Origin of the sequence: Pseudoalteromonas sp. SG45-2 (assembly GCF_014164115.1) — a bacterium.
Classification (GTDB): Bacteria; Pseudomonadota; Gammaproteobacteria; order Enterobacterales; family Alteromonadaceae; genus Pseudoalteromonas; species Pseudoalteromonas distincta.
In genome coordinates this window covers 78,776-97,723 of record NZ_JACJEO010000007.1, presented here as the reverse complement: position 1 = coordinate 97,723, position 18,948 = coordinate 78,776, and the positions used below count along the sequence as shown (strand labels likewise).

The following is an 18,948-nucleotide window of genomic DNA, read 5'->3' as shown; positions in this document are numbered from 1 at the left end:
ATATGCCGAGCTTTTTTGGTTGGGATGTTACTTAATTTAGCTGTGAGTAGGCGCTGGTTGGGCATCTACTAGTGGTGGCTTGCCACGCATTTTACGTACTAATCGTTTAGCATCTTCTAGTGCAACATACTGGCACGGTATAAGTATCAGTGTAATTACTGTGGCAAATAACACACCAAAAGCAAGTGATACAGCCATTGGGATAACAATTTTAGCTTGTAAACTCGTTTCAAAAATAATTGGCATTACACCAATAAAGGTAGTGATTGAGGTAAGTAATATCGCTCTAAAGCGACGAGCACCGGCTTGCATTACAGCATCCTTAATCGCAACACCTTCAGCGCGTGCTTTGTTTACAAAATCAACCATAACGAGGGAATCATTTACGACCACACCCGCTACAGCAATAATGCCAAACATCGATAAGCTACTCATGGTCATACCTAAAATCATATGCCCAAACATCGCGCCCACTACACCAAACGGAATAACCGACATTATAATAAGTGGCTGCGAGTAAGAGCGAAGCGGAATGGCTAACAAGGTAAATATAATCATCATTGATATACCAAAATCACGAAGCTGCTCTGAAGCGCTATCCATCTCTTCTTGAATGCGCCCAGCTACATCACTTGTAACGCCAGGGTAGCTCTTAAGTAATGTTGGTAAGTATTCATCACGAATTTCTTCTGCAATCGCAAATGGTTCGGCTTTGTCGGTATTTACCGCAGCCCATACGTTTACAGTGCGTTTAGAGTTTTCTCGGCGAATACGGTTTACACCGTCAACCAGCTTAACTTCGGCTACTTCACTTAGCGGTACTTCAGCGCCTGTAGGTGTAATAATACGCACACTTGCTATGTCACTTATTGAGTTACGTTCGTCTTCTGGATAGCGGATCATGACTTTAATTTCTTCGCCTTCACGCAATATTCGCTGCGCTTCTAAGCCGTAGTAACTAAAGCTAACTTGCGACGCTACATCAGCAAGCGTTAAACCCATGCTGTAAGCGAGTGGTTTTAAATCAAGTTGCACTTCGTCGGTAGCGCTTTGCATTGAATCGTTTACGTCGCCAACGCCTTCCATTGTTTGTAATTTGGCTTTTAATTTACCAGCCACTTCTTTTAGCTCGTCAGCATTTTTGCCTTCAAGTTTAAAGCTAACGTCGCCATCATCTCGACCGCCATTCATTATACTGTCTTGAATGGTCATGGTTTTAATGCCGGGTAGAGCGGGCATTTGCTCACGCCATAATGCACTTAGGGCAAAGGTGTCGATAGGGCGTAAATCAGGCTCTACCAAAATGGCCATAATATTTGCTTCAGTTCGTCCGCGAAGGCTTACCGATAAATCGCGGATCATCGGTTTACCGTATTGCTCTTGTAGTTGCTGATCGACCTGTAACAACACGCTTTCAATTTTACGTGCGGTTTCAAGCGTTGCTTGCTCAGATGAAGCTAGGTTCATTTCTATATCAATACGCGGAAAGTCGTGCGGTATTTTAGGGTTTGGTACAAACTTAACTAAACCACCTGCAAACATACCTGCGCTTACAATAAGTAAACACATAAAGCCAACAATTACGGTATAGCGATAGTGAATACAGCGGCCAACAAAAGGAAGGTAGTAGTTATTCACAAAGCCTTTTAAACCACTATCAATCACCATACGTAAGCGATGTAATAGGTTTTTAGGATTTGGTTTACGTGGGTTCATTGCTGCAATATGGGCAGGTAAAATAAGTTTTGATTCAATGAGTGAAAAAATCAAACATAAAATAATAACGCCACCAATTGCTTTAGAAAAAGCAGCGCCAGGGCCTGTTGCCATTGTTTGCGGTAAAAATGCCGCAATGGTAGTTAATACACCAAAGGTTGCTGGCATCGCAACACGTTTTACACCGCGTACAACGTTATCAAGTGTGTGACCGTATTTTTCTATTTCGGCACTGGCTGATTCGCCCACAACTATGGCGTCATCAACAACAATCCCGAGCACAAGTATAAAGGCAAAAAGAGAGGCTAGGTTAATTGTTACATCTAAAAAGCCAATAGGCATAAACAAAAAGGCGCCCAGAAAAGACACCGGTAAACCCATCATTACCCAAAATGCTAAGCGTAGCGGTAAAAATAGTGCCAGCACTAACATTACTAACAAGCCACCCCAAATCATGTTATCGACCATCATATCGAGTCGACCTTCAAGGTAGTAAGTTAAATCAACAATAGGAGAGAGCTTAACACCTGCTGGTAAAAGCGGCTCTTTAGTTGCCATGTAGCTTTTAAGTACTTTTGCTACATCGGTAATGTCTTGATCTTTTGATGCGTTTACTTCAAACGAGAGTGAATTCTTACCATTGTATTTTGAATATTGTAGACCTTCTTCAAAGCCATCATTAATAGTTGCAACATCGCCTAAATAAATTTGTGCGCCATCAGCAAGGGTAATAAGTGGCAGTTTTTCAAACTCAAAACCACGGTAGGCTTGTTTTTCAACACGCATCGAAATATAACCATTTTCAGAGCGTATTTGTCCCGCCGACATATTTGCCGAAAAGTTTTGCACCGCGCCTGCAATATCTCTAAATGTTAAGCCATATTCGCGCAGTTTATCGGGGCTGACTTCTATACCAATTTCATATTCTAAGCCGCCGTTAAAATTAACAAGGTTAACGTGAGGCAGTGCTTGTAGCTCGTCTTTTATATCGTTGCCAAGCTCTTTTAACTGGTAGTTACTCATGTCGCCGTAAAGCGCGAGTATCATTACCTCTTGCTCAAACTTATCGCGGCGCACAACAGGGCGCTCCATTCCCGCAGGAAAGGTGTTTATTGAATCAACTTGTACTTTAATTTCATCAAGTACTTCTTGTGGATTGTATTGTTCTTCTATTTCAATCCACGCTTGTGAAAAACCACGGTTAGAGTACGTAATTAGGCGTTTAATGCCTTCAATACCTTCGAGGTTTTCTTCAACTTTTATGGTTATGCCTTCTTCAACCTCTTGCGGGGCTGCACCTGGGTAAACTGCTTGTACGCTTATCCAGTTGCTTTCAAACTGTGGGAACATTTGTTTGCGAATGGTCATCGCCATTAAAATACCGCCCACTAATATAAATATCATTAGTAGGTTGGCTGCAACGGGATTTCGGGCAAACCATGCTATTAACCCTGTTTCACGAGTGTTCATGATTATTCCTCTTTCAGCGCAAGTTGAGTTACATCAGTTTTATCAGGCGCAATATCTTCAATTTTTACTGCCATACCTTCAGTTGGGTATTCAAGCGCTGAGGTAACAATTTGCTCGCCATTGTTTAACCCTTGGCTGGCTATAATCATGCCGTTTTGTTCGCGTATAATATTGAGGGTTTTAAACGACAATGTTAAATCGTCATTTAAAATTACAATTTTATTATCTTTAACTAAGTGGTGCGCAACAATAATTGCGTTATCAAGCGGGCGACCTTCAATGGTAGCGTTAATGTACGAACCAAAACGAAGAGGGCGTGTTTTATCGCCATAAGGTGTTGCAAGTTGTGCTACCAAATAGCTCATGCGGCTTGTTTGATCAACCACACCTTCGGTGCGAATTACTTTGGCTTGCCACATTGTTTGTTTACCTGCGTATTCTGCGTTAAATGTAACATTTGAGCCTACGCCACCATTTTTTAAATATTGCAGTTCTTGATCGGCAACCGGTAAACGTACCTCTGCAACTGAGGTTGCACTCAATGCACCAAAACTATTACCTGGGTTTACTACTGAACCCAAGCTAATTGTGCGCTCATTAATAATGGCATCATAAGGGGCTTTAATATAAGTACGCTCAAGATTGCGGCTAGCACGCTTAACACTTGCTTGAGCAGAGCGGTAACGCGCTAATTTTTCTGCCAGCTGTGGTTTTCGTAAATAAAGTTCTGATGCAATAGCGTCGCTTGAGTCTGACTTAATGCGCTCCCACTCAGCTTGAGCGACATGTGCTTGCGCGCGTTCTATTTCAAGTGCTGAGCTTGCTTGTGCTAAACCTGCTTGTGCTTCAATAAAGTCTGCCTCGTAATCATTTGCATCAATTCGTGCTAAAATATCGCCTTGCTTTACAAACGCGCCTTCAACAAATTGATCCGATACCGAAATAACTTGCCCGCTAACTTGTGCTATTAGCTCGGTACGATACTTGGGTTTAACAATGCCGTACGATTTAACATCGAGCGTTATAGAATCTAAAAGTACGCTTTGTGTTGCTACTAAAGGACGTAAATCTTGCTCTGGCTTTTCTTCAGGTGGCTGTTTCATCATCTTAAAGGCTATAGCTAGCGCAATGCCGCCTGCTAAAACAGCGATTGGGAGTATTATTTGTTTTGTAGTAGCCACAAGGCATTCCTTCATAATTGGTGGTGACAGAGTAATAATACGCAATAAAGTGTTTACAAGCTGTTTTAAGATGTAACAAAGCATTACATATGTGTGTTACAACTCGCTATGCGACTAATTAAGTTCCTAAAAAGAAATTAAAGTAAGTGTTTTTTATTCAGAGGAAATTATGAAAACCGAATCGATGAATTGCAGGCTAGGCTGCGGCGCATGTTGTATAGCGCCAAGTATTAGTTCGCCTATTCCAGGTATGCCAAATGGTAAAAAAGCCGGAGAGCGCTGTATTCAGCTAGACGAACGTAATTTATGTAAGTTATTTGGTGATGAAAGTCGGCCTAAAGTGTGTAGCGATTTTAGCGCCACGTTTGATGTGTGCGGGTCAACAAACGCGCAAGCCCTAGCGCTTATTACAGAGCTCGAAGAGCTCACTTAGTGAGCTATTAAAATACACATATATTTACACTTATTTATTACTGTGTTTTTATTTTAAGTAATTAAAAGCTGCGCTTTTCACGCGAGCAAGCTCTGCGTCTACCGCCAAAGTGTAGGTTTGTGTCTGTTTTGCAGACGTAAAGCTTGCTTACGTGACAGGCAAAGCCTGTAAAACTGATTTATTCACAAAGAGGGGAGGAGGCGCTGCGCTTTTAGAGAAGGAGATTAATTTAAAGTAATAGTTGGCTTTTGTTTTTCTCATTTACTCCTAATTCTTTTCTCTTTGTGTAATATTTTTTCCTAAAAACTGCACTTTTATATAAATAAACACAGCGTTTACAAACCAAAGTATAAATTGAGTTCGTAAACGCTGGCTTTATTTTCTACCAGCTATACGTTGCGCTTAACGTATATTGCTCACCGCGCCCAGGTGTACCTGGTATTTCTTCAAACGACTCATCCCATAAGTTATCTGCCGCTAAGGTGATAAATAAATTACTCAACTGTGGCGGCGTTATTTTAAGCGTTAGCTGGGTAAATAACGCATTGTCATTGCCGTTTCTAAGTGAATTTTTGTGTTGTGTACGCCATTCGTTATCTATTCTAAATTCTAAAATATCAGTTGGGTTGTACACAGCGCCAAGTGTTAAACGGTGATCAGGAAAGTTTAACGCGTAAAAGCTGGCATCAATATCGGCTGCGCCGTAGTTTTCTGATTTATGTAAATAGGTGTAGCTTGCTATAAGCTTTGCTGTATCAAAGTGCTTAGTCGCTAAAAATTCAACCCCTGCAGTATCAATATCTACTGGGTTTGCAAAGCGCGCTGAGGTTGAATCAAAATTAAAGGTCCAATCGGTCAAGTTATTATCTTTTCGATAAAAAATAGCCGAGTTTAACTGCCAGCTTTGTTCTTCAAGTAATAAACCTAGCTCCAAGTTTGATGTGGTTTCGCGCTCAAGGTTGTAGTTACTTCTAAATAACCCGCCAGAGTCGCTGCCGCCAATGGCTGTGTAGCCTGCAACTTGACTCGCTTGCGCGTATGATAAGTAAAGGGTTTGTGCTGTGCCGTCACTATTTTGGGTGTTTAAGGTTATGTCACCAATAGCTGATACTTCAGCATCATCACGATTTGTATCGTCATAGGCTGCGCCTAAACGAAAGGTAAGCTGTTGGTTTTTTTGCGCTATTGTGTATTGGGGCAATATACTTAGCTTGTAATACTTTCGTGAGGTAAAGTTGTTTTCAAGTGTGGTTGATTCAATCGAGTCATCAATAAATTGTGCAGAGTAATTTATTGCCAGTGCATCGCTTTGTGCATGGCGACCCGAAAGTCCAAACGATTTAACTTCGCTTTTATGAAAAGCTTCAAATGCACTAGGATTTTCGCGCGAGTAAATATAGTGATCGTCATGGGTACGATAATAAGCAGATACTTCAAAGTTGCTGTTATCAGCGTAGTTTTGCTTGTGATTAAGCATCCAAAGACGGGTTTCTAAATCTTCAGTTTCGTTAACGCCAAAAGGGGTGTACAAGTTAGGCCAGCCAAAAAACTTATCTTGTGAGCCAAAAAACAAATCTGTTTGGCTATGCTCGCTTGCTAATTGCACGCGAGCTGAGGCGCGCGAGAAGCCATGATCGCCATTATCAATGGTGCCATCACTTTGCGAATGAGAATACTCACCTTCAAAGCCCAGAGTATAGTTAGCTAAGCTATCAAGTTGTGTGTTTTTAGCAGCGTGAATACTTTGCAGATTAAAGTCGTTTGTACCAGTACCAAGGGATACACTACCGCCAGTAATAATCGGTTTCCAACCAAACGAAACTGTACCTACAGAGCTATTCATACCGTAAAGTGCGTTATCGGCACCGGTTAAAACATCTGGGCCGGTTAGCATTTGCGGTGCAATGGGTATTTCAGCAAAATAATGCCCAGATTGCGGGTCAAGCAGGGTAACGCTTCCTACTCTAAAACCGGTGTTTTCGAAAATACCGCCGCGTATAGTTACATCAGCCTGCGCCTCAGCCATATTACGCGATTGTAAATCAACACGGGGGTCATATTCTAAATTAGAAATAGGCGAGTCGAATGTACCTACTGGCAACTTATTTGCAGTGGGTGAGGCCTCAACCGTTATTTTCTCTATTGCCGACTCATCAGATAGCGTATTAGCATTAGCAAATGCAGTAACGCTGCATAATATTGCAGGTATTATAAGGTGTGGTGTGCGATTCATGTGTTTCTCGTCATTTTTTATTTGTAGCTGCGGTTACAATTAATTTCAAAGCTTATATTTGAGCATGATAAAATAATTAAATGTAACAGCAGTCATTTTGTGCGCGATTGTACATTAATTTGTTAATAACTGCATTTGATAACCATTTACGTAATACCGGCTTTATTAAAAACATGGTCATTCTATCGTATTAAATAGCGCACTCACTGCGTTAAAAGTTATTTATATAGAACAACTATATGTCATAATTTTCGCCTTGTTATTGCGCTATTTTCTTGGCGCTATAATAGAACATTATTTTAATGCAATCGGTATAATTACTTATTAGGTAACATTTATAATGGATACGACACAACAAAATACTATTTACTTTGCTGGTGGCTGCCTGTGGGGCGTACAAGAGTTTTTAAAGCACTTACCAGGCGTAATAAGTACTGAAGCAGGTCGCGCTAATGGTACAAGCAAAACCACTGACGGCGAATACGATGGTTATGCCGAATGCGTAAAGGTCATTTTTGATTTAAAAGTCGTTAGCCTAAATAAGCTGTATGATTACTTTTTTGAAATTATTGACCCATACAGTATTAATAAACAAGGGGATGACGTAGGCCCTAAATACCGCACTGCCATTTATAGCAAAAACCAAAGCCATTTAGATGCAGCAAGCAATTATATAAACAAGCGCAGTGATGCCGATAAAATTGTGGTAGGGGTAGAGCTGCTAACTAACTACGTGCCAAGCGATCCTGAGCATCAAGACCGACTAACTAATCACCCTGATGATTACTGCCATATACCGCTTGAGTTACTGCATAAGTATAAATCGTAAATTTAACACGGTGTTTTTTTGTAGACGTGCAGCTTGCTGACGTGACGAGCGCAGCTCGTAATTTAAGGTGGAATATAGCGCTATAAAGTAATTAGAAGCTATCGCTTCTCGCGCAAGCAAGCATAGCGCCTACAGGTAAAGTTTAATCCGGTATTTTGTAGACGTGCAGCTTGCTGACGTGATGAGCGCAGCTCATAATTATTTAAACCTGAAGTCCCAAAAATACATACCCACAAAAAAGCTCACGTACTGTGAGCTTTTTTAAAACTTACTTATAGCTAATTTTAACTTACTGCTGCTTTTGCGGCGGGAAGTTACTTAATATTTCGCTCACTGTTTTATTAATTGATGCTTCACGTTGTTCTGGCGATTGATTTTTCTTTAATCGACCTTCTTTTGCGCCGCGCCATACAAGCTGGTTAGATTCACGATCTACAATATCAATAATCAACGTACCCACTTCGTATTCACGCGCGGTTGTATCACGTTGAAAACCAGTACCCCAATAACCCCAATGCGGGCGGTAATTTACATTAAATGTATCTACTTCAAGCTCTTTATCTACCGATGCATGATAGTTAACAAGTACATCAGCATTTGCTGCATCAACTAAGCTCATACCTAGTGTTTGGCTCAGTTCTGCGTTAACGGCAGTGCGAACACGTTTTTCCATTAGGCCATTAATTTGGTAATTATTTGTGTCTTTAGTTAGGCTGGCGTTTTCTACCCAAGCAAATGTTTTAAAATTACTAAAGTTGGCTGATTTATCGTAATCCCAATCAGGGGTTTGTGTACAGGCTGTAAGTAGTGCTAGCGCTGCAACAATAAGTATATTTTTCATTACGTTTGCTCCAATAAAATGCATTAATTTAAAATAACACACATCGTTTAAATGTGTATTATTTAAACGTCCTATATTTTAGTTTAGTTGGTTTGCCTTAACGGCCAATTAATTGTGTTCAACTTCAATCCAATCTTTTTCATCTACCCAGTTTTGTGCACCGTCTTTTACCGAGCGAATCGGCACAATGTAGTCACAACTTATTTGCGGCTTAACTGAGGCAAATATAGGCACAAAACCAAAGCTTAGTGCGGTTTCTATAATTGCTTTTTGATTTTGTGGGTCAATGTCGGCCGCTTCATCTATGTAAATAGGTATACGGTATAGGTTTTGTTCCTGATCGCTTAATAAGTAACGAATAAACAACATGCCACACAATAACTTAATCGTAATACGTGTGCCGTTTGAACCTGCAGAATCTATTTTTTCAAAGTGTTCGGTTTCACCTGCGCGGTTAACTACTTCAAATCGAATATCAAATAAATCGGTAAGTGTTAAGCCCGCTTTATCTGATGCGAGTTTAATTAAGTGATCTTTTGCTTCGTTTACCGCACTTTCGCTGTACGGTTCTTGGCTAAGTAAATCAAGCGTGTCACCTTGCTCAAACTGATGCGACGTACTGATAATGGTATCGATACTATCAACCAGCATTTTGCGAGGTATTACGTTAATTTTAAACGCTTGCAGGTTTGAAATTCGGTGCTGGCTTATGCCTTTATTAAAGCTATTCATTTCGCGGCGAAGTCGGTCTAAATCTTCTCGCAAGCCTTTAATCGTTGCGGCAACCTCGGTAAGCGCAACACGCGCTTGGCGCTCAACGGCATCGCGTTCGTTATCAATATTATGAAAGGCGCTTATTAGCTTTTGATATTTAGTGTATTCGTCATTTTCATTGTCGAATTTAGTAATACCCGCGTTATATACATGCAAATAGGTATTACGTACGTTTATGTCAAAATTACGCAGCTCTTGGCAGTCTTTATTAAAGTGATGAACAAGGTCGCTTAAGTTATCAAAGTCGACCGTAATATCAATCATGTATGGAGTTACTTTACCGCTGTATAAATCAAGCGTGTGATCAATTCGCTCGCTCTTAACTTGGCGTAATCGCTCAGTTTGGCGATTAATTTGCTCTTGTTTCGATTTAATTAACGAGCGACGATCGGCAATTGAGCCACTATTTTTTTGAATATCTTGCAAGTAGTCGTCAACTTGTTCGCGCTCAGCTAATAACTGCTCTTTTAGCATGGCTTGCGCTCCAACCGACTGCTGCATTACCTCAAACTGCTCTAAGCGTTTTAGGGCGCTCTCTGCGCTCATAAGCTCATCGTATAACGCGTCTTTCTCTTTTTGCTTGTCGGCAACGTTTGCTGCAACATCGCGCTGTTGCTTAAACTCTTTAAGTGAGTGCTCAAGTGCATTTAGCTGAGCGGTTAATTGCTCTTTGTTTTCGCCGCTTTGCATTTGCACAGGCGAGAGCTTTTTAAGCTTAATGCTCGCACCTGGTAGCGTTAATACGCCGCCTTTAACGTTTTCGCTAAGTAGCGATAAAAATTCACCAAACGCGTCTTCGTCATCAATGGTTATATCGCCATTAGTGGTGGTTGCAAACGAGAGAATATCAGGGTTTAAAATGCGCGATATTTCTTCTACTTCTTTTAACGAGAGGTCTTCGCGCATGCGGGTAAACAAATTAAATTCAAGATTTTTAAGTTGCAGCTTTAGGCTCTTAATTTGTTTTTGTGTTTCGCTGATGCGGTAGTCAAGCGTGTGCAGGCTTTGCCCTTGTGCGCTAGTTATAGAGTGCGAAAGCGACTCGTAATCTTGTTTTAACTGAGTCAGGCTGGTTTTAAGCGTGGCTTTATTTACCAGTTCAAACTCGCTTTTAAGCGCATCGTAATCTAAAAACCACTGCTCAATTTGAGTTTGTCTGCGCTCTATATCACGCGATTGCTGTACGTATAGGCTTTGTTTTTGCTCAAACTCGTGTTTTTCGTGCTCTATATCTTCAAGGGCTATACCCAGCTCATTAAGTTGCGATTCTTGATAGGTATCAAAATCAATCAGTGCTTGGTCAATTTTAGGTGCGTATGCGGCTAATTTACCTTTAAGCACGGTTTGGTTTTCAAGCATTGATTCAAGCGCTGCTATTGGCTCTTGCATTGACTCAAGGGCTTTTAATTCGCGTTTTGAGCGGTTTACTTTATCAAACGAGCGACGCCATACTTCATAAAAGTCGACCTTAGAGTTCGACATATGGCGTTCAAACACGCGTAGCATAAAGCGTTTTACGTCGCTTGCGCCCAATTTATGTAAGTTAAGAATACGTCTAAATATTTCTTTATAAATAGAAGAGTCTTGTACATTATTTAGCGGGATCATTTTTAGGTTAATGTCGCCGTCAAAAGGCGTTGCGCCGCCAGTAAGTAGCGCGTTTAACTCTTGTGCTTTTAACTCAATAGGGTTGTAGTTAAGCGATTTTAAATGGTTGAACAGCTTGGTAAATTTAATAATAGTTTTACCTTGCGTGTACTGCTCTAAATCAAGCTTTCCTTGATAACAAAAGTACTGATGCGCGTAACCGGCAATTTTACCAAGTCCCGCAACGCCTATTACTACCGAGCCATGAGGCAAGTTAGCTTCTAGTAAAATGTAGGACTGATCGGATGAAAAATAAAACTTACGGGTTTCATCTAAATCGTGTCCGTCCCATTCTGTTAAGCGCAAATCGTTAATAAGCGGAAACTGCAGGGCGTTAATAACCGAGCTTTTACCGGTGTTATTGGGCGCGCAAATAGAGCTGCTTTTATCAAGCGGGATCACACATTTTGCATAGCCTGCAGTGTTAAGTAGGGCGAGTTTGCTTAGTCCGTATAGATTTTTCATTCCTCGTCCTCTGTAATGTAGGTTTCTTCGTTTACTTCCATGAGTGCATCTATGTAGCGGTGAATTGGCGCTTGTAGCATAAAGCCGCCTTCTACTTCACGGGCTAAACCTAAGCGCACCATGCGCAGGTAAACGTCTTTACGCAAATCCGATCCCGAAAATATCTCAAGCTGATCAAACAAATGTTTGTTAATTTGCACCAGCGTTTGCATAAGCTCTAAATCGTTTACGTCGTCAAACAATGCGCGCATTGGGTCTTTACCCGTATTGGCGTAGTGCTCAATTAAAATGTAAATGGTGAGCGCGATAGCGCGAGATATTTTGCCCATATTTGGCGTACTTTCGTCGCTACCAAAATAATAAAAGCCACGGCTGTCGTGTTTCAAATCGTTACCTAAAGCGGTAAATAGGGCGGTGTAGTCTTCTATGTGTTGGTCAAGCTCTTGCCACATTACGTTGTCTTGCTCACAAATGTGATAACCCGCTACTAATTTTTTATTAATGGCTTGTAGATGGGTTAGCTCGTCTAAGTTTATGTGTGTCATGGTTTATTTACCTGCCTTTGGATCTGGCTGAGGCTCTGAATTAAATGGATATAAAGAAAAGTGCTGACCGGCAATTTTTACGCGGGCTTTTTCATCGCTTTGAATTATTTTAATATCGCTGTCGCTGACTAATTTTTGATACAAAAATAGCATTTCGTCGGCATCGAGATCTGGATAGCTTTCGTCTAAAAATTGCAGCAAGGGCTGCGGCTTTTTGCGTTTTTTATTAAAGCGCTTAGCAAAGCTGGTTTTGACATCGTTGTAGTCAGGAATATTAGGCGTAACAAATGCAGGCACGTCTTGCTGGTCAGGCAATTGGTATTCTTCGTGTTCAAATTCAACCAAGCTTGCCATGTAAGCCACAATATGGCGTTGCTGACCAAGCGAATATCGCTGCGCGTCGCTTACAAAATGTGGTTGCACAGCACTTAGCATATTGTCTACGCCATTTTTACGTACAAGCCCAAGTACTTTGGCTGCTTGGCGAGTAATTAAGTTATTACGACGTAGCTCCTCACGTAGTGGCATAAGCATATCGGCACTTTTACGTAAGCTTTCTCGGCCCATTAAATGCATTTCGAGTATACGGGTACGTAATTGCTCCAGCATACGTTTGTCGTTATACGCTTTACCTGAGCGCTCAATGTGCAGTACTTGCTTACTTATTTGCTCTTCAATAAGGGTAAAACATGCATGAAACTCACCACGAATATCAACCATTTCAAGCATTGGCTCTATGTATTCGTCAAAGGCTTCTATTACCGCTTTATAACGCTTTTGCAGCGATTGCACTGCATTATTTGATTTGGCTTGTTCAACAATGTTTAAAATAGCGTTTTCGTTGTGCGTATAGAGCTTCATTATTTTACGCACCCGATCATCCATAATGCGGCTGTAGCGGCGTAAGTCGTCAAAGTCTTCTATTTCGCCAGCGTTATCTAGGCGGTTACCTAAACGAGCAAGGTCCTCTACTAATACGCTAATTTCTTGCGCTAAACCTAAATGCTCTTCTTGCAGTAAAAACGTAGCAAAATCAGCAATAGCACGATTTATTTCAAGCTGAGAGGATTTAGCCAGCGGAATTAAAATATCTTGGTTTAACAAACGATTTGTTTCTTTATAAATGCGTTCGTTTGACCACGTAGGCTGCTTTTGCTTAATCGCGTTTTGTACGTCTTTTAGGCTAAAGTCAGCCATTTTAAAACGTTTAAATAATAGCTCTAATACACCCCAATGTTCGGTTATGGTGTTTAGCAGCTTTTTAGCTGGGATCATAAGGGGTTACAACATCCTAGTATTTTATTATTGAGTTCTTTTAGAAGACTCATTATTACGTATTTTTAATTAACCTTGTCTGTATATAGTATTCGTTTTTAAGACCATTTAATAATAGTTTTTGCATAGAGGCAGTGCTAAAATTCGCGCCGAAAATAGGCACATGAAATGGAATGTTATTTGTGTGTTCTTTAAAACTATATCAAAGGTTGTTTAACTACCATGGTTTCCTCGATTATTCTAACCCTGATAGCGATTGCATTTTTACTGATCGTTATAGAAGATATAATCCATGTAAATAAAGCTAAAACCACGCTGTTTTTTGGTACGCTTTGCTGGATTCTTCTTTTTATATACCCCCTACACGGGCAAAGCCCCGATACGATTCAGCATCTTTTAAACGAAAATATTTTAGAAATTGCCTCATTATGGCTATTTTTAATGGCTGCAATGACCTTTGTCGCGTATTTAAATTCAAAGGGGTTTATAGAAAATATTGTGCACCGTGTTATGCCAAAAAGTATTAGCGAAAAAAAGCTCATGTTTTTGGTGGGTGGTTTTGCGTTTTTGTTTTCGTCGATTTCAGATAACGTAACAGCGACGCTTATATCGCTTGCGGTTGTTATGTCGTTAAAGCTAGAACCTAAAAAGCTCGTTAAATACGCCACGCTTATTGTGTTTGGAGTGAACTCAGGTGGGGTATCGCTAATAACAGGTGACGTAACCACACTAATGATATTTTTAGATGGCAAAGTAACCATTGCTCATTTATTACTACTTATAGCGCCAGCACTTGCAAGCGTTATGCTGCTTGCTGCGTTACTGTCTATAGGTATGAAAGGGCGTGTTGAGTTTGCTAGTGCAGGTAAAACCCGCATTGAAAAAACCGACATAACCATTGCTGTTATATTTTTATCTACCGTAGTGAGCACACTTACGTTGAGTGTAATTTACAGCGTACCGCCTTTATTAACCTTTTTGTTTGGCTTATCAGTGATGTTTTTAGTGGCGCAATTTTTAATGCGCAAAAAAGACATAAACAAAGACATAATCGATTTTGTTCGCGATATAGAATACGACACATTATTGTTTTTTGTAGGTGTACTTTTACTTGTTGGCGCACTTAAAGAAATTGGTATGTTGAGTAAATTTACCGACCTATACACGGTAATGGCACCAGAATACGCAAACTACTTAATGGGCATATTATCAGCTGGGGTCGATAACGTACCGCTTACCGCTGCATTATTAAAAGCCAATATAGTAATGAGCCAACAACATTGGTTGTCGTTTACGTATGCAACGGGTGTGGGCGGTTCAATGCTTATTATTGGTTCGGCTGCGGGCATTATTGCCATGAGTAAAGTTAAAGCGCTTACCTTTATGAGCTACTTGCGTTTATCGCTGCATTTATTAATTTGTTACACGGTTGGATATGCGGGCTCGTATTACATGGGCAGTTTTATTTAACTCATAAATTATTAAATGCTTGACAGCTAGACGTCTAAACGATAACTTTCAAAGCCCCGCTACTTAGTGGGGTTTTGTTTTATTAGCCACTGGTTAATAAAGCATTCAGAAGAGGTGCGATACTTAGGTACTTAATGTTAGGCGACGAAAGCCGATGATCATTAAGGAGGGAAGTACTCGCCGAGGAAAATAATGGTACGTCGTCATTGTTTTTCGGTTTATGGGGCTGAATCCTCAAAACTGTCACCAATATAGGTGGAGAGCTTCTGGCAGTGGACTTATCTTCAAGCATTCCTTTGCCAAGTTCTTCTTGTTTTATTGCGGTTTGGATACCGCGAAAGGAGACTAAATGACTACCCAATCAGTGCCACAAACAGTATCAGGCGCAAAATCAGATTACATCGTTGCCAAATTTGGCGGAACCAGTGTTGCAAATTTTGAAGCGATGAGTCGCTGTAGCGAAATTATTGTTGCAGATAAAAGCGTACGTATTGTTGCCGTGAGCGCCAGTGCCGGCGTAACTAATCACTTAGTTGCACTGTGTAAATCAAGCATTACTCCTAGTGAGCGCCAAGAACACATAAACGGCGTGCTTGCTATTCAACAAACTATTTTAGATGAATTATCGCTAGATGCCGATTTAGCGGTTGGCTTTAACGAAACCCTAAAAGCATTTCAAACATTGGCTCAAGAGCCACTAACAACCGATCAGCAACACGACGAGCTACTTAGCTTTGGTGAGCGTTTATCGTCGTATTTGTTTGCTCAAGTGCTGCGTTTACAAGGTTTAAACGCCGATCGCTTTGATGTGCGCAAGGTACTTAAAACCGACAGCCAATTTGGTAAAGCAACGCCCAATGTTGCAGCCACAGCGCAAGCTGCTAAAGAGCATTTAATTCCGTTATTAGACGCTCAAGTAATTGTAACTCAGGGATTTATTGGTAGTGACGAATACGGTCACACCACAACGCTAGGACGTGGTGGTTCTGACTATAGCGCTGCATTACTAGCTGAAGCGATTAACGCTAAAAGTGTGCATATTTGGACCGACGTAGTGGGCATTTTTAGCACCGACCCGCGTTTGTGCGCAAAAGCGACGCCTATTGCACGCTTAAGTTTTGACGAAGCCGCTGAAATGGCAACCTTTGGTGCAAAAGTATTGCACCCAGCGACTATTTTACCAGCAAGCCGTAGCCACATTAACGTGTTTGTAGGTTCTAGCCGAGAGCCTGAGCGTGGCGGTACGTGGATTGAGCGCGAAAAATCGCAGCAACCAGGTATACGCGCAGTAACGCAACGTAAAAACCAAATATTGCTTACGCTTAAAAGCCCAGAAATGCTACTAGCAAGCGGCTTTTTAGCACGCGTATTTACACTATTAAGTGAATACAATATATCGGTAGATTTGGTAACTACATCAGAAATCAGTGTGGCTATAACGCTTGATAACGCGCAAAACGCCTCGCGCCCAGAGCTTGATCAAGAATGCCTAGATAAGCTTGCAGAGTTTTGCCATGTTTCGGTAGAAAACAACCTAACATTGGTGGCACTTATTGGCTCTGAGATTCAATTACGCCAACACGAAATGAACTTAATGAGTGTACTAAAAGACTTTAACATTCGATTAATTTGTCACGGTGCTAGTAAGCACAACCTGTGCTTTTTAGTAGAGCAAACTGAGTCAGATAACGTAGTACAGTCTATTCATAGCCGTTTATTAGAAAACGATTTTGCTGCGTAAATAACGGTTATTCAGGAAAATTAACTAGTAAGGTTGCTTAACAAAATTAATTAATAAAGTCATTTAATAAAAAGCATCGCCAGTCGGTGCTTTTTTTATGCACCACACTCACATCAAAACAAACATTACTGTCACTGCTATCAGCTACAGTAACGCGATTACTGCAAGCACTCAGCTTTGCACTATGTAATTCGTCAAACACATTGGGGCTAAGTAACTTTGCAATAGGGCGGCTGGTGGCTTTAGCAAGAGACTCTTTTAGTGTCCAAATTCTAAAAAACGTATCTGCTTGGGCTTGGGTATTAGTAGGCTTGGTGATAAGTGTAATTTCATCATTATGATAAAAATGCTTAGCGAGCTTTTCAAATGGGCGCTTTAGGCTTACTTTTTCAATATCAAAACCAAACTCACTTTTATCAAAATTTAGCGCGACCCCAACTAAACCATGTGAGTGTGAAATACAGGTATTAATAACATCACCACTTACATGTACTTGCAGCTTTGAGCTTGCCTCGTCAAATTCTGTACTCATTTTATTAAGGGCTACGTGCGCATGTTGCGGCTGCGCTACTTTAATAAGGTGTTTTAACAATAACCGCGTCGCTAAATACTCTTGCTTAGCTTGTGGGCTTTTACGGCGGTTTATAATGTTTAACTCAAACGGGCTTAAGCAATCGGGCAAATTAAAGTCTCTAAGCTCAAGTGTTTTAGCATTAAATAATAAAATACTGTTACTCGCTAAAGACAAATTTGCCAATTGAGTTGAAGTAATACTCAAGGCGTTTTTAAAATAGTGTTCAGTCATAAAAGCCCTAAAGCAAAAGAAGTCGCTGATATTGTGAGCGGTTAGTGCCACTAATAAAGGCTGGGTACAATTTTATTACTCAGCTGGCATGAAATATGGTTTAATTCACAATAATCAAAATAATAACAGATTTGTAGATGTATGGCACAAGTGCGTGATGGGTTTCAAAGCCGACTTGGTTTTGTTTTAGCCGCTGCTGGCGCAGCAGTGGGTTTGGGTAATATTTGGGGTTTTCCTACGCAAGCGGCCAACCATGGCGGCGGTGCTTTTTTACTGGTTTATTTTATTGTTATATTTTTACTTGCGCTTCCTGCGCTTTATACCGAACTTTATTTAGGTCACAAAGCACAAGCTAACCCGGTAAAAGCATTGGGCGATGCATGGCAAAACACTAGCCGTAAAGTAGGTGCAGCAGCCGGTTACATAGGCCTTGCGGGCGCAGTTGTTATGCTAAGTTTTTATTCAATAGTGGCAGGGTGGATGCTCTCGTACGCTATTGAACCCATAACAACCTTTTTAGGTTTCACAGGCGCAAGCGAATTTTTACATAGCGACTCAGTGCTGCGTAATTTTGTATTTACGCCGCTTATGCTTATTTTAACTGCCAGTATTATTTTAAAAGGGGTTAAATCGGGAATCGAAACTTGGTCGCGCCGTTTGATGCCACTTCTGCTTGTGCTGCTTGTTGGTTTAATTGCCTACATTGCAACACTCGATGGCGCAAGCGAAGGCTTTGCCGCGTATTTAATCCCTGATTTTAGCCAAATACTCGACCCTAATTTAATTATTGCCGCAATGGGGCAAGCGTTCTTTTCGCTCTCGTTAGGTGTGGGTTGTATGATGATTTACGGCTCGTATTTACAACCAGATGCTAATTTACCAAAGCTCACAGCAGGTGTTGCACTACTTGATACTGGCGTTGCTTTTTTAGCTGGGTTACTTATTATTCCTGCTATTTATGTGGCGCAGCACAACGGTGTTGAAGTATTTAGTGGCGGTAAACTGATTGGCGAAGGGCAACTTATTTTTGCTATTTTACCTGAGCTATTTAGCACCATGGGCGAAATTGGCTTATTAGTTGGTTTATTGTTTTTTGTATTAATGTCTATCGCATCGGTTACGTCAACTATATCGACCACCGAAATTCCGGTAGCGTTTTTAGTCGAAAATCACAACGTTAGCCGCACCAAAGCAACATGGGCAGTGAGCGCCGTTGTACTTGTGTGTGCAAGCGCAATTATATTAAATTTTGATTGGTTATTTGGCTTAGTTATTATGCTATTTACTCAATACCAATTACCGCTTATGGGTTTATTTTACTTTATTACAGTAGGGTGGATGTGGCAGCGTGGTAACAAATTACATCAAGCAACAACTGGCGTACATTACTGGTTTGCTCAGTATATTCGTTTTGTTTGCCCAATATTAATGACCTTGGTATTTGCAAACGTTGCGTTTGGCTAAGCTCTATTTAAAGTAAATTTTTAAACAAAAAGCGAATAGGGCTCACCTTATTCGCTTTT

The 18,948-nt window shown here is 40.7% G+C and carries 13 protein-coding genes and 1 riboswitch; of the genes, 5 read left to right on the top strand and 8 right to left on the bottom strand.

The features are described 5' to 3' along the window. Positions 1–36: 36 nt before the first annotated feature. Together H5116_RS06725 and H5116_RS06720 are read right to left on the bottom strand one after the other, a co-directional pair. Positions 37–3,186 (bottom strand): efflux RND transporter permease subunit, encoded by a 3,150-nt coding sequence (locus H5116_RS06725; protein ID WP_182715799.1) that lies wholly within the window; start codon positions 3,184–3,186, stop codon positions 37–39. Positions 3,187–3,188: 2 nt separating this feature from the next. Further along, the gene (locus H5116_RS06720) at positions 3,189–4,367 is read right to left on the bottom strand and encodes an efflux RND transporter periplasmic adaptor subunit (protein WP_024597428.1); all 1,179 of its coding nucleotides are present in this window, start codon (positions 4,365–4,367) and stop codon (positions 3,189–3,191) included. A gap of 169 nt (positions 4,368–4,536) precedes the next feature. Here H5116_RS06720 and H5116_RS06715 point away from each other — a divergent pair, with 169 nt between their 5' ends. After that, on the top strand, positions 4,537–4,800 hold the full coding sequence (locus H5116_RS06715; RefSeq protein ID WP_008134548.1) for a YkgJ family cysteine cluster protein: 264 nt from the start codon (positions 4,537–4,539) through the stop codon (positions 4,798–4,800). 382 nt (positions 4,801–5,182) lie between these two features. Here the strand turns inward: H5116_RS06715 and H5116_RS06710 are convergent, their stop codons facing one another. Beyond that, positions 5,183–7,033: a TonB-dependent siderophore receptor gene (locus H5116_RS06710; protein ID WP_182715798.1), complete on the bottom strand. Its 1,851-nt coding sequence runs from the start codon at positions 7,031–7,033 to the stop codon at positions 5,183–5,185. A gap of 340 nt (positions 7,034–7,373) precedes the next feature. Between H5116_RS06710 and H5116_RS06705 the strand changes: the two genes are divergently transcribed. Continuing rightward, positions 7,374–7,862, top strand: a complete 489-nt coding sequence (locus H5116_RS06705) for a peptide-methionine (S)-S-oxide reductase (RefSeq protein WP_182715797.1) — start codon at positions 7,374–7,376, stop codon at positions 7,860–7,862. Positions 7,863–8,151: 289 nt separating this feature from the next. Here H5116_RS06705 and H5116_RS06700 read toward each other — a convergent pair whose 3' ends face one another. From H5116_RS06700 to H5116_RS06685, 4 genes are all read right to left on the bottom strand, one after another. Next, positions 8,152–8,703 (bottom strand): DUF4136 domain-containing protein, encoded by a 552-nt coding sequence (locus H5116_RS06700; protein ID WP_024595193.1) that lies wholly within the window; start codon positions 8,701–8,703, stop codon positions 8,152–8,154. 108 nt (positions 8,704–8,811) lie between these two features. Next, positions 8,812–11,589, bottom strand: a complete 2,778-nt coding sequence (locus H5116_RS06695) for an ATPase (RefSeq protein WP_182715796.1) — start codon at positions 11,587–11,589, stop codon at positions 8,812–8,814. Continuing rightward, positions 11,586–12,134 (bottom strand): condensin complex protein MksE, encoded by a 549-nt coding sequence (locus tag H5116_RS06690; protein ID WP_024605891.1) that lies wholly within the window; start codon positions 12,132–12,134, stop codon positions 11,586–11,588. The genes H5116_RS06695 and H5116_RS06690 overlap by 4 nt, the downstream gene beginning before the upstream one ends. Positions 12,135–12,137: 3 nt before the next feature. Next, the gene (locus H5116_RS06685) at positions 12,138–13,409 is read right to left on the bottom strand and encodes a hypothetical protein (RefSeq protein WP_182715795.1); all 1,272 of its coding nucleotides are present in this window, start codon (positions 13,407–13,409) and stop codon (positions 12,138–12,140) included. A 222-nt stretch (positions 13,410–13,631) separates the two neighbouring features. Here H5116_RS06685 and nhaD point away from each other — a divergent pair, with 222 nt between their 5' ends. Further along, the gene (gene nhaD, locus H5116_RS06680) at positions 13,632–14,879 is read left to right on the top strand and encodes a sodium:proton antiporter NhaD (RefSeq protein ID WP_101217585.1); all 1,248 of its coding nucleotides are present in this window, start codon (positions 13,632–13,634) and stop codon (positions 14,877–14,879) included. Between the two features lie 101 nt (positions 14,880–14,980). Then, positions 14,981–15,153: riboswitch (Lysine riboswitch) on the top strand. Positions 15,154–15,228: 75 nt separating this feature from the next. Continuing rightward, entirely contained in the window at positions 15,229–16,620 is a 1,392-nt protein-coding gene (gene lysC / locus H5116_RS06675; RefSeq protein WP_182693750.1) for a lysine-sensitive aspartokinase 3, read from the top strand. Between the two features lie 46 nt (positions 16,621–16,666). Here lysC and H5116_RS06670 read toward each other — a convergent pair whose 3' ends face one another. Continuing rightward, entirely contained in the window at positions 16,667–17,425 is a 759-nt protein-coding gene (locus H5116_RS06670; protein WP_182715794.1) for a 4'-phosphopantetheinyl transferase superfamily protein, read from the bottom strand. 141 nt (positions 17,426–17,566) lie between these two features. Between H5116_RS06670 and H5116_RS06665 the strand changes: the two genes are divergently transcribed. Then, on the top strand, positions 17,567–18,889 hold the full coding sequence (locus H5116_RS06665) for a sodium-dependent transporter (RefSeq protein ID WP_007375800.1): 1,323 nt from the start codon (positions 17,567–17,569) through the stop codon (positions 18,887–18,889). The last annotated feature ends 59 nt before the right edge of the window (positions 18,890–18,948 follow it).